The 12,507-nt window shown below is 39.0% G+C and carries 9 protein-coding genes; 5 read left to right on the top strand and 4 right to left on the bottom strand.

Translation table 11 applies throughout. From position 1 onward, the window contains the following. The first annotated feature begins 82 nt into the window (after positions 1-82). The gene (locus tag ADIARSV_RS17400; RefSeq protein WP_016196957.1) at positions 83-1,324 is read left to right on the top strand and encodes an aminotransferase class I/II-fold pyridoxal phosphate-dependent enzyme; all 1,242 of its coding nucleotides are present in this window, start codon (positions 83-85) and stop codon (positions 1,322-1,324) included. A gap of 126 nt (positions 1,325-1,450) precedes the next feature. Then, a complete protein-coding gene (locus ADIARSV_RS17395) occupies positions 1,451-1,648 on the top strand; it encodes a hypothetical protein (RefSeq protein ID WP_016196956.1) in 198 nt (65 codons plus the stop codon). 62 nt (positions 1,649-1,710) lie between these two features. On the opposite strand, the gene dapA is transcribed toward ADIARSV_RS17395, so the two are convergent. The 3 genes from dapA to ADIARSV_RS17380 all read right to left on the bottom strand — a co-directional run bounded on the left by dapA (position 1,711) and on the right by ADIARSV_RS17380 (position 5,395). After that, a complete protein-coding gene (dapA, locus tag ADIARSV_RS17390; protein WP_016196955.1) occupies positions 1,711-2,589 on the bottom strand; it encodes a 4-hydroxy-tetrahydrodipicolinate synthase in 879 nt (292 codons plus the stop codon). Between the two features lie 74 nt (positions 2,590-2,663). Next, complete coding sequence (ligA, locus tag ADIARSV_RS17385; protein ID WP_016196954.1) at positions 2,664-4,679, bottom strand: NAD-dependent DNA ligase LigA; 2,016 nt, start codon at positions 4,677-4,679, stop codon at positions 2,664-2,666. 23 nt (positions 4,680-4,702) lie between these two features. Continuing rightward, positions 4,703-5,395 (bottom strand): hypothetical protein, encoded by a 693-nt coding sequence (locus tag ADIARSV_RS17380; RefSeq protein WP_016196953.1) that lies wholly within the window; start codon positions 5,393-5,395, stop codon positions 4,703-4,705. Between the two features lie 109 nt (positions 5,396-5,504). Between ADIARSV_RS17380 and tyrS the strand changes: the two genes are divergently transcribed. Further along, positions 5,505-6,788: a tyrosine--tRNA ligase gene (tyrS, locus tag ADIARSV_RS17375; RefSeq protein ID WP_016196952.1), complete on the top strand. Its 1,284-nt coding sequence runs from the start codon at positions 5,505-5,507 to the stop codon at positions 6,786-6,788. A gap of 205 nt (positions 6,789-6,993) precedes the next feature. Here tyrS and ADIARSV_RS17370 read toward each other — a convergent pair whose 3' ends face one another. Beyond that, positions 6,994-7,980, bottom strand: a complete 987-nt coding sequence (locus ADIARSV_RS17370; RefSeq protein ID WP_016196951.1) for a LuxE/PaaK family acyltransferase — start codon at positions 7,978-7,980, stop codon at positions 6,994-6,996. A 77-nt stretch (positions 7,981-8,057) separates the two neighbouring features. Here ADIARSV_RS17370 and ADIARSV_RS17365 point away from each other — a divergent pair, with 77 nt between their 5' ends. After that, entirely contained in the window at positions 8,058-10,514 is a 2,457-nt protein-coding gene (locus tag ADIARSV_RS17365) for a glycoside hydrolase family 31 protein (protein ID WP_016196950.1), read from the top strand. A 17-nt stretch (positions 10,515-10,531) separates the two neighbouring features. Then, entirely contained in the window at positions 10,532-12,496 is a 1,965-nt protein-coding gene (gene glgB, locus ADIARSV_RS17360) for a 1,4-alpha-glucan branching protein GlgB (protein WP_016196949.1), read from the top strand. Positions 12,497-12,507: the final 11 nt, after the last annotated feature.

Raw genomic sequence — 12,507 nt, 5'->3', positions numbered from 1 at the left:
TTTTGTAGGATTTAATTAATTCAAGGCTTTTAAATTTGTTAGCTTTGTATCTTTATAATTGAAATTATTAAATTTTAAAAAGTTGGATTTATTCGAAAAGATTTCCCATAACATGGGACCATTAGGCCAGCATCAAAAAATGGCGCATGGATATTTTGCATTTCCAAAATTAGAAGGTGAAATTGGTCCTCATATGCTATTCAGAGGGAAAGAGCACTTGGTTTGGAGTTTAAATAACTACCTGGGCCTGGCAAATCATCCTGAAGTAAGAGAAGCAGATGCGCTAGGAGCAAAGGAGTTTGGATTAGCAGCCCCTATGGGTGCACGGATGATGTCCGGTAATTCAAATAACCATGAGGCCCTGGAACAGGACCTTGCCAAATTTACAGGAAAACAAGATGCCTTTTTATTGAATTATGGATATCAGGGGATGTTGTCTATTATTGATACACTTGTTGACCGTTTTGACGTAATTGTGTATGATGCAGAGTGTCATGCTTGTATTATAGATGGTCTAAGATTACATATGGGTAAACGATTTGTCTACCAACATAATGATATAGAAAGCTGTAAAAAACAATTAGAGCGCGCAACAAAGTTAGCAGAACAAACTGGCGGTGCTATTTTAGTGATTACTGAAGGTGTCTTTGGTATGTCAGGCGCCCAGGGAAAAATTGCTGAGATCGTTGCATTAAAAGAACAATTTAAATTTCGTTTGTTAATTGATGATGCACACGGCTTTGGTACCATGGGTAAAACTGGTGCTGGTACACATGAAGAACAGAATTGTATCGACGGTGTAGATGTTTACTTTGCAACCTTTGCAAAATCTATGGCTGGAATAGGTGCTTTCGTTGCTTCGAACGAAACCATAATCAACTACCTTCGCTATAATATGCGTTCTCAAACTTATGCTAAAGCTCTTCCAATGCCGATGGTGGTTGGTTTACGTAAAAGGCTCGAATTGTTACAGTCCAAACCAGAACTTCGTGAAAAGCTATGGTCAATCGCTACTGCTCTTCAAAATGGCTTAAGGGAAAGAGGTTTTAACCTAGGCATCACAAATACCATGGTAACACCGGTTTTCTTAAAAGGGGAACTGAATGAAGCAACTGCTATCACTATGGACCTAAGAGAAAATTATGGAATTTTTTGTTCCATCGTTCTCTATCCTGTAATCCCTAAAGGATTAATTGAACTTCGTATCATTCCTACAGCTGCACATACTCTGGAAGATGTTCAGGTAACTCTTGATGCTTTTTCAGAAGTTGCTGTTAAACTTAATAGCGGTTATTATAAGGAACAGAATGTCGTTAAGGCTTAATTATTTAATTGAGAAGCCTATAACTTCTTCATAGTTTTTGCCCTAATTAATGATATTTATTTTTTTTTTTGAAAAAAGCTATTACTTTAGCTTGTATTTATAAAAAGGAACTAAAACTAACTTATTATGGCAAATTATGAAAGATTTAAAGAGCTAAAAGACCTTTTAGCAGGTTTAGACGGCGATGCAGACAAATTTTACAACAAAGGAAATAGTGCTGCAGGAACGAGGTTAAGAAAGGGATTACAGGATATGAAAAATCTTGCTCAATCTATTCGTCTGGAAGTTCAGGACTCTAAGAATTCAGTTCCAGCTAAGAAGTAATATATCAAAAAAAGAGAGCTCCATTTATGAGGTTCTCTTTTTTTTAATTAGAATTTTTTCAATTAAACAAGATTCTCTAACTCTTTCTTAATAGCAAGGCTGGTTGTTTGCCCAACTGGATATAAAGGTAATCTGAGATGATCTGTGCAGATGCCTAAATGTTGCAATGCCGATTTAACACCACCAGGATTTCCTTCCTCAAACAGTAGACTGATAAACTTTGTTAGTCTTAAATTCAAAGGGGCTGCTTGTTTGAAATCTCCCTTCAGACATAACCGCACCATATTAGAGAATAAGCGTGGAATAGCATTTCCAGCTACCGATATTATTCCATTACCACCCATAGCTATCAAAGGAAGAGTCAACGCATCATCTCCTGAAATACATAAAAATTCTTTTGGTTTATTGCGTAAGATGGCGTAAAACTGTTCGATATTACCCGAAGCTTCTTTCACTCCAATAATGTTTTTACATTCGTTAGCTAGCCTAATAGTAGTTTCAGCAGCTACATTACTTCCTGTTCTGCCTGGCACATTGTAAATAAATAGTGGCAGAGGTGATTCTTGAGCCAAGACTTTATAATGCTGATATATACCTTCCTGCGTAGGTTTATTATAGAAAGGACTTACCGAAAGGATAGCATCGTACCCATTAGGATCAAACTGCTTTAGCCCTTCTACTACTTCCCTTGTATTATTTCCACCAAGTCCAGCAATTAACGGAACTCGTCCATTAATTATCTCTGCGGTGAATTTCCACACCGATTTCTTTTCTTCTTTAGTTAAAGTAGCAGATTCTCCAGTAGTTCCCAGGGATACGAGATAGTCAACTCCCCCGTCTATCTGAAAATTAATCAGTTTTTTTAAACCCTGAAAGTCTATTGATCCATCCTGATCGAACGGGGTAACCATAGCGACCCCAGTTCCATGAAATTTGTTCATTCGTATTGCCTATGATTGCTTAAACCGAGTTTATATTAGTCTGCTAAGTTAATAGGTATTTATTAAAATAAAGATTAAACCTTTAACATGTCTATTAAATCCACATCTGATATGATGGGTATTTTCAATTTAGTCGCCTTTTCTAATTTTGAAGGACCCATATTTTCACCAGCTAACAGGTAGCTTAACTTTCCGGAGATGCTGCTGAGCATCTTTCCTCCGTTCATTTCAATTAAATTAGCTAGCTCATCTCTGCTATATTTTTCAAAGACTCCTGAAATCAAAAATGTCTTTCCTGTCAATCTATCACTGGATAGCACAATTTCCTCTTCATCGCGTATAAATTGTAAACCTGCATCACGCAATAAAATAATTTGTTCATTATGCCTGCTTTCCTGAAAATAACTCACAATGCTTTCAGCAATCCGGCTTCCAATTTCATCTACCGCTATTAACTCCTCATAACTTGCATTTTGCAAACTATCCATGTTTTTAAAGTAGATCGTTAATTTTCTGGCTACTGTTTCGCCAACATAACGGATCCCTAAACCAAAAAGCACTTTTTCGAAAGGCATCTGCTTGGAGCGCTCAATGCCTTCCAGCATATTATAAATGGACTTTTCCCCAAAGCGAGCCAGGTCTTTGAGCTGATCAGGCTTTTGATAAAGAGCGTATAGATCACTGATGTGTTCAATAAGTCCCTCTTTGTATAATAATTCAATCGTTTCGCTCCCGATACCATCGATATTCATGGCTTTGCGACTACAAAAATGTTGAATTTTCCCCATGATCTGAGGGGGACAAGCCTCATCATTCGGACAATAAAAAGCGGCTTCACCTTCCTTCCTGATGAGGTTGCTTCCACATTCAGGACAAGTATCAGGATAGACAATTTTAAGGCTGCCCTCTTTTCTTTTCAATGTGTTTACTGAGGTGATCTTAGGAATAATTTCACCACCTTTTTCAACAAAAACCGTATCTCCCTCATGCAAATCCAAGCGCTCTATCTCATTTGCATTATGAAGTGTTGCCCGTTTAACGGTCGTGCCAGCAAGTAAAACAGGCTTTAAATTGGCAACAGGAGTCACAGCTCCGGTTCGTCCCACCTGATAACTCACAGATTCCAACACCGTTTCCACTTCTTGAGCCTTAAACTTAAATGAGATTGCCCAACGTGGAGATTTAGCCGTAAAGCCAAGTTCTTCCTGTTGGGCATAACTATTCACTTTAAGCACTATCCCATCAATATCATAACTCAGATTAAACCGTTCGGTATTCCAGTAATGAATAAACTTTATTACTTCATCAATTCCAATACAAAGTTTGTTGTGTTCACATACATGAAAACCCCAGTTTTTTACCGCTTCTAAGCTTTCCCAGTGCGTCCGGTAAAGTCTTTTTTCGGTATATAAGAAATATAGAAAACAATCTAGTGGACGACGAGCCACTTCAGCAGAGTTCTGAAGTTTTACAGTACCTGAAGCGAAATTTCGTGGATTAGCATAAGGCACTTCATCGTTGTTGATCCGTTCATTATTTAAACGTTCAAAGGCTGCCCGATGCATAAAAACCTCCCCCCTGATCTCCAGTTTATCAGGGTAATCCTTTGCTTTTATCGTATGAGGAATAGCCTTTATCGTTTTAATATTTGAGGTGACGTCATCTCCTTTTGTTCCGTCCCCCCGTGTAACAGCCCTGATCAGCTTTCCATTTTCGTAGGTCAGGCTAATGGAAAGACCATCAAACTTAAGCTCACAAACGTATTCAAAATCAGTTCCTATAGCTTTCTTTATCCGATCATCAAAATCCCGGAGGTCCTGCTCATTATAGGTATTCCCCAAAGAAAGCATAGGCCATTTATGCGTTACTGTTTTAAATTCCTTGGTAATTTCTCCACCCACCCGTTGTGTAGGGGAATAAGGGTCCTGAAGTTCAGGATGTTGCTTTTCAAGGTCAATTAATTCCTTAAGCTTGATATCAAACTCATAATCTGTAATAGTGGGCTGTGCAAGCACATAATAGTTGTAATTATGCTGATTTAACTCAGTAGTAAGGTTCTCTATCCGGCTTTTAATATCAATAATTGACATAAAACGAAGATAGCATTTTTGTATTATTTATATTCTGTATAAGGCTCAAGTTGTACCTCAATTTGATCAAAAATGGTTATAAAACTAACTCGCAGTTCTTCTAAATAAGAAATCAGGATGAGTGTAAGCTGTAATTTCTGCTCCTCATTGAAAGGATCGGGCCACACTCTTAAGCAAATTTTGCCTATTGCATACATGATATCTTTAGGATTCCGGTAACTCTCCAGGTATTTTGATTTAATAAATTCATCCAAAAACTTAAAGAATATAGTCGAATCAGGAATATCATTCAACAATAGAAAATCGGAAATAACTTTCCTGTCTGTCATTTTTAAATAATGATAAAACTGCGCGGAATCCATGTGAAGCTCTGTTAACAGTAGATTATCCAGCATCAGCTCTAGAGCAATGTGGGCTACAAATGAAGGGCGTACCGCTGATGATTCTAAATAGGGTGCTATTTTAAGCCTTAAAATATGCGTATGGTGACGAAAAAAAGCGGAAGAATGAAAAGAACGGTCAACCTGTAAATGTCGTTTCCAGCCTTCCATGATAAGAATCTGAAGACTATCATGCACAAATAAATACTCCTTTTTCTCCGGCCTCGGATTCCAGTTTTTGTTGGCATTCTTAATCAGGTCGGGCAATACCATCCCCATGATCCTATATGGATTATCTTCAAATCTGTCAAAGTAATAATGAGATAGGAAGTTCATGGAATTTTCTTGCTTGAGTTCGTTCCAATATAATAAGATTTATTGATTCTTGGAAGTCAAAGGTTATTAACTCTCAGATTTTCTATCTTTGCGCCTTCAATTAAAGGAAATGAATTTTATAGACGAACTCAGGTGGAGAGGCATGTTACATGATATCATGCCAGGAACAGAAGAAGAACTGAATAAAGGTATGGTGTCGGGTTATATAGGTTTTGATCCAACTGCCGATTCTCTTCATGTGGGGCATCTGACACAAATTATGACCCTTATTCATTTTCAAAAGGCTGGTCACAAGCCATTTGCACTCGTAGGTGGAGCCACAGGAATGGTGGGTGATCCTTCCGGTAAATCTGCCGAAAGAAACCTGTTAGCCGAAGATACCCTTCAGAAAAATGTTCAGGCACTGGAAAGTCAGCTTAAGAAATTCCTTGATTTCGATTGCGGAACAAACAGTGCAGAGATGGTGAATAACTACGATTGGTTTAAGAACTTTAACTTTTTAGACTTTATCCGGGACGTAGGAAAACATATTACCGTAAACTACATGATGGCCAAAGATTCTGTAAAAAAGCGTCTTGAAGGTGAAACTGGTCTTTCTTTTACAGAGTTTAGCTACCAGTTGATCCAGGGATATGATTTCTACTGGTTATGGCAAAATAAAAACTGCAAGGTTCAAATGGGAGGGTCTGATCAGTGGGGTAATATTGTAACAGGAACTGAACTGGTCCGCCGTATTGGAAAGGGAACCGCATTTGCTATCACAACACAATTGATCAAAAAAGCAGATGGTAATAAATTTGGCAAAACAGAAGGAGGGGCAATCTGGTTAGATGCAGCAAAAACTTCACCTTTCAGATTTTACCAGTTCTGGTTAAATACCACTGATGATGATGCTAAAAACTGGATCAAGATCTTTTCATTGAAATCCCAGGAAGAAATTGAGACGATTGAAAAAGAGCATAATGAAGCTCCTCATCTGCGTCTGCTCCAGAAGGCATTAGCAAATGAAATTACGGTCCGAACCCATTCAGAAGCAGCTCTTGAAAAAGCATTGAATACCTCTAATTTTCTTTTTGGTAATGGCCCAATTGAATTTCTTACCCAATTAACAAAGGAGGAAATCTTTGAAATTTTTGAAGGTATTCAACAATATACCTTTGGGAAGGAAAAGCTGTCACTGGGAATAAATCTAGTCGATCTTCTTGCCGAAAATACCCACGTATTTCCATCCAAAGGAGAAGCTAAAAAAATGCTTCAAGGTGGAGGCGTTTCCATCAATAAATTGAAGATTAACGATGTTAACGGTATGGTTAATAGTTCTGATTTGATTAATGAATCGTTTATTATCGTACAAAAAGGAAAGAAAAACTACTTTTTACTCATAGCGGAATAAGCTTGCTGAGAAGTTTGAGGGCTTGTAGAAAAGCCCCTCAAACTTCTCATATTAAAACAAATTAAAATCAAAGTTCACTTGCCGTAGATGAATTTGAAAAATCCTATACAGTACACAGAAAATAGTTAGGTAGTACATAGGTATTTGTACCATTTAATTTCGTTATGTGACAGTGGAATGATCTTGAAAAGCTGTACAGAAAACCTTATTGCACCAACAAGTTACAACCCCTGATATCACTGTTATCGAACCGCCCAATTACCTCAAAAGAACCATCTTCCTGTCTTTTACCCAAATCCTGTGTGGCAATGAATGAACACGAGTGCAGGTTCGCCAAATCAATAACATTAATGCCACCCGTAACGCCGCCCTTAAGCAAAGACAGCGGATCGTTAATATCCCTGATCGCAATGCGCATCCATGGTGGACATCTGAAAACTCCATTACCATCCGAATAAGCCTGCGAAAGTAATTCAGTCATGCCATATTCCGAATGAATAAACGGAACCCCAAAACCCTCACTTAATTGCTTGTGTAACTCTTCCCGGATCATTTCTTTACGTTTGCCTTTCATTCCACCCGTTTCCATGACGATCAATTCAGGGAAAGAAATCTGGTAAGTCTCTACAAAATCCAGTAAAGCATAGGTCACACCAATTAAAACTACTTTTTTACTACTCTGCCTTAACTGTTTTAAGGTGGTAAACAAATCGGCATGATTATATAAAAAATAACCACTGGACGTGTTGTTGCTCTGCCGGATTAGATCTTCCACCATATAAATAAGCGAAGATCCCTCTCTTTCCAAATAAGAGGGAAGCAAAGCCAGAATAATAGTGTCCTCTGCAGCACCGTAAAAGAGCTCAAAAGCTTTCCTAAAGCTCTCCTGGTAAATAGAAACTTCTTTTACAGGGTGTTTGCTTTGCATCATACCTGTTGTTCCAGAGCTTTTAAAAACCTCTTCAGGCGTTTCATTTCCGCATAAAATCGTATGATTCTTGAAAAATTCAACAGGCATAAAGGGGATTTCTTCGAAATGACGTATAGATTCCCCGCTTTTTTTAAGGCTCTTTACAAATCTAGCATATACCGGATTAGTACTGATTTGATACTGGAATATCGCTAATGCGAGATGATTAAATTCCTCTGAAGAATGATTTAAAAATATACGTTCCGAAAAAGATTTTTCCACAGTACAAAGGTAACAAGATTTAAAATGCATTTATTTATATTTACCCCAACACTATGTAAGGCTTAGCAGAATAGACAATGGACGAAAAAGACAAAATCTCGTTACCGGAGATTACCATAGAGCAATTAGAAGAGGGCGTTCAACACGTAAACAATCCGATAGTAGGTTTAAAACCCATTGAAAAAAGGTATCTGCAGCAAGTTAAAGATTACAAACAAGTCGATAATGACTTTTTCTTCTCCGATGGCGAGTCTACCGTGGAGGTAAAGGTTGTTAGCGATGAGATTATTCGTATCCGGATGGCGCCTCAAAGTACCTTTCTGGAAGACTTCTCTTATGCTGTACCTAAAATCCCCTATACGGCATCCCTGTTTTCTTTTAAAGAAACCGAACTTGATTATAGAGTAGAAACCAACACGGTTTCCTGCATAATCAGTAAAAAAGAATTTCTGATCTCATTTGCTGACAATCAACAAAACATGATCAACGAGGATTTCTCTGCCATGCATTGGGAGGAAAACGTAGATTATGGCGGCTATTATGTGTATTGTACTAAAAAGAGCCATAAAGATGAAGCTTATTTCGGATTAGGCGATAAACCCACCAAGTTTAATATGCGTGGCCGACGGTTTCAAAACTGGAATACAGATACCTATTCTTTTGCCCGTGATCAGGATCCCTTATATCGTTCTATTCCCTTTTATATCGGCTTGAAGGAATCCACTGCTTACGGCATTTTCTTTGACAATACGTATAAAACATACTTTGACTTTGGCCATGAAGAGGATAGCAAAACGAGCTTTTGGGCCGAAGGTGGCGAGCTACTGTATTACTACATACACGGCCCTCATATGATGGATGTGGTAAAAAGATATCACACCCTTACAGGAACTCATCCTATGCCTCCTCTGTGGGCCCTGGGGTACCACCAATGCCGCTGGAGTTACTACCCTGAAAGTAAGATCATAAAACTGGCTAAAACTTTCCGTGATAAAAAAATACCTTGTGATGCACTGTATCTTGACATTGATTATATGGATGGATACCGATGTTTTACCTGGAACAAAAAGTATTTCCCCGATCCTAAAAAAATGGTGAAGGAACTTGCGGATAGTGGTTTCAGAACGGTGGTCATTATTGATCCCGGTATCAAGGTGGATGAAAATTACTCAGTATACAAGGAAGGAAAAGATAATAAGTACTTCTGTCGAAGAAGTGATGATTACTTTATGGAAGGCCATGTATGGCCTGGCCGATGTCAGTTTCCCGATTTTACCAATCCCGAAGTCAGAGAATGGTGGGGTGGATTGTTTAAAGGACTTGTTGAAACCGGCGTTGCCGGTATCTGGAATGATATGAATGAACCCGCTGTTTTTGGCTCAGGCACTTTTCCAGATGACGTTAGACATAACTATGATGGTCTCCGGGGCTCACATCGCAAAGCTCATAACGTGTATGGGATGCAAATGGTGAGGGCTACTTATGACGGTTTAAAAAAACTCTATAAAAATAAACGCCCTCTTACCATTACCAGGGCTGGTTATGCTGGCGTTCAACGCTATTCATCAGTATGGACCGGAGATAATCTGGCCTCCTGGGACCATCTGAAGCTGGCTTTACTCCAATGCACCCGTTTATCCTTATCAGGTGTATCTTTCTGCGGAACCGACATTGGAGGTTTTACCGGTGAGCCTGATGGCGAATTATTTACCAGATGGATTCAGCTGGGTGTTTTTACTCCTTTCATGCGGGCGCATTCTGCCGGAGATACACGGGAGAGAGAACCATGGAGCTTTGGGGAAACCTATGAAGCGCTAAACAAAAAGTTTATCGAGTTACGATACAAACTGCTTCCATACATTTACTCTGCTTTTTGGGAAAATCATAAATTTGGATTCCCTATCCTAAGGCCTATTGTCATGCTTGAGCAGGATAAAGAAGGGAATAGGTTCAGAGAAGAAGAGTTTACCTTTGGCGATAAAATCCTCATTTCACCTATCTTAAATCCGGGCCAAACTTCAAAAATCGTTTATCTTCCTCCCGGTACCTGGTATGATTACTGGACCCATGAAAAACTGGAAGGGGGAGAGGAGCATATCATACAGGCTGAGCTCGATAGTATGCCTATATGCGTTAAAGCGGGTTCTGTTATACCGGAATGGCCAGTAATGCAATATGTCAATGAAATTGATCTGGATGAAATAAAATTCCAGGTCTACTTTTCAACCTATGAAGTGAACTCGTATTATTATGAAGATCATGGAGATACCTTTGCTTACGAGCAGGATATCTACACAGAAAAGAAATTTGTCGTCAAGGGTGATGCCTGCAGCTGTAGTATCCGCCAATTCTCGGAAGGCCTTTATACACCAAGGTATGAAACATACGATATAAAATTTATAGGTTTGCCTTTTCTCCCTACACGGGTGATTATCGACGGAAGAGAACAAAAAGTAGAAATGGAATTCGATGCTTTAAAACGGGTACGGATTAAAGCAAATAAAAACTTTAAAGAAATACAGGTGTTAATTTAACCTACTCAGAACATATAATGAAAAGCCGGAAGAAAAGTTTAGCTACTACAACTGCACCCACCATTGCTTATTCTCGTTTTACTGATTTTGACATTCATTTATTCAAAGCAGGGAAGCATTACAAGCTCTATGATAAATTAGGATCACATGTTGTCAAAAATGAGGAGGGGGTTTCGGGAACTTACTTTGCAGTTTGGGCACCAAACGCACTTGGCGTATCTGTTATCGGAAACTTTAATGGTTGGAATCATGATGCAAGCCCACTCTTTAGCAGATGGGACAGTTCAGGTATCTGGGAAGGCTTTTTCCCTGGCATATCTACTGGCGAAGTTTATAAATATTTAATAAAATCCAACACAGGAGAGTCGTTGGAGAAAGCGGATCCCTATGCATTAAGATGGGAGGAGCCGCCCCATACAGCGAGTATCGTTTGGGATACCTGGTACCAGTGGACTGATGAAAATTGGATGGAGAACCGCTTTCAGAATAATGGCCTTAACAAACCATGGTCCGTATACGAAGTCCATTTAGGCTCCTGGAAAAGAAGTCCTGATGATCCGGAAAAGTTTCTTGGCTACCGTTCCATGGCTGATGAGCTCGTCCCTTATATCAAAGAGATGGGATTTACGCACATTGAGTTTATGCCACTCATGGAACATCCTTATTATCCATCCTGGGGGTATCAAATAACCGGTTTCTTTGCCGCCTCTTCCCGATATGGTACTCCACAGGATCTCATGTATCTCATCGAGCAACTCCATGTTAATGGTATTGGTGTAGTAATGGATTGGGTCCCTTCTCACTTTCCTGGTGATATGCATGGTTTATACAAATTTGACGGAACAAATTTATACGAACATGCAAACGAAAAAGAAGGCTTTCATCCGGATTGGAAATCATATATCTTTAACTATGGAAGGAATGAAGTACGTTCCTTCTTAATTAGTAACGCAATCTTTTGGCTTGATCGTTATCATGTAGACGCTTTACGTGTGGATGCAGTTGCATCAATGCTATATAGAGATTACTCCAGAAAAGAGGGAGAATGGATTCCTAATGAGTTTGGAGGTCGCGAAAACCTGGAAGCAATCAGCTTTTTAAAAGAATTAAATATAGCGGTATACGGACAGTTTCCTGATGTTCAGACCATTGCAGAGGAGTCTACCGCATTTCCGGGAGTTAGTAAACCTGTATTTACTGGCGGACTAGGCTTTGGTATGAAATGGATGATGGGCTGGATGAACGATACATTGAGTTACTTTCAGCAGGATCCGGTACATAGACGATATTACCACGGTCAAATTACATTTAGTACCGTTTATGCCTTTACAGAGAATTTTATGTTACCACTCTCTCACGATGAAGTGGTGCATGGAAAGAAGTCATTAATTTACAAAATGCCCGGAGATGAATGGCAAAAATTTGCCAATCTCAGATTGATGTACAGTTATATGTTTACTCATCCGGGAACGAAACTGCTGTTTATGGGAGCTGAATTTGGTCAGACCTCCGAATGGAACTATGAGCAGTCTCTGGATTGGCACCTACTTGACTTTAAGCCCCATCAAGGCATTAAACAAGTGATCAAGGATCTGAACTATCTCTATACAACAGAAGGCGCCCTTTATGAGAAAAACTTTGAGTGGGAAGGATTCAGATGGATAGAATCCGGAGATGCTGAACAATCTGTTCTGGCTTACTGCAGAAAAGGAAATATTAAAGACGAGAAACTCATTATTGTATTGAACATGACCCCAATTCCACGCTTGAACTACCGTGTCGGTATTCCGCTTCATGGTGATTGGGAAATTATATTCAATTCCGATGAAGTCAAATATTATGGAAGTGGTTTTGAATTAAATTATGCCATTTCTACCCAGCAAATACCTTGGCAAGGAAAGGAACACTCCGTTGTGTTAAATCTTCCTCCGCTATCCGCATTAATCTTAAAACGCTTCAACCGACAGTCTAAGTTCTGGTAAAAGCAGTAAAA

The organism is Arcticibacter svalbardensis MN12-7 (assembly GCF_000403135.1).
Classification (GTDB): domain Bacteria; phylum Bacteroidota; class Bacteroidia; order Sphingobacteriales; family Sphingobacteriaceae; genus Arcticibacter; species Arcticibacter svalbardensis.
The sequence above is the reverse complement of the archived record's forward strand: the minus strand, read 5'-3'. Positions and strand labels throughout refer to the sequence as shown.

Bases quoted from the DNA above. Each gene is read 5' to 3' on its own strand.
- ADIARSV_RS17395 (WP_016196956.1), top strand. From the start codon at position 1,451: ATGGCAAATTATGAAAGATTTAAAGAGCTAAAAGACCTTTTAGCAGGT.
- dapA (WP_016196955.1), bottom strand. From the start codon at position 2,589: ATGAACAAATTTCATGGAACTGGGGTCGCTATGGTTACCCCGTTCGAT.
- ligA (WP_016196954.1), bottom strand. From the start codon at position 4,679: ATGTCAATTATTGATATTAAAAGCCGGATAGAGAACCTTACTACTGAG.
- ADIARSV_RS17380 (WP_016196953.1), bottom strand. From the start codon at position 5,395: ATGAACTTCCTATCTCATTATTACTTTGACAGATTTGAAGATAATCCA.
- tyrS (WP_016196952.1), top strand. From the start codon at position 5,505: ATGAATTTTATAGACGAACTCAGGTGGAGAGGCATGTTACATGATATC.
- ADIARSV_RS17365 (WP_016196950.1), top strand. From the start codon at position 8,058: ATGGACGAAAAAGACAAAATCTCGTTACCGGAGATTACCATAGAGCAA.
- glgB (WP_016196949.1), top strand. From the start codon at position 10,532: ATGAAAAGCCGGAAGAAAAGTTTAGCTACTACAACTGCACCCACCATT.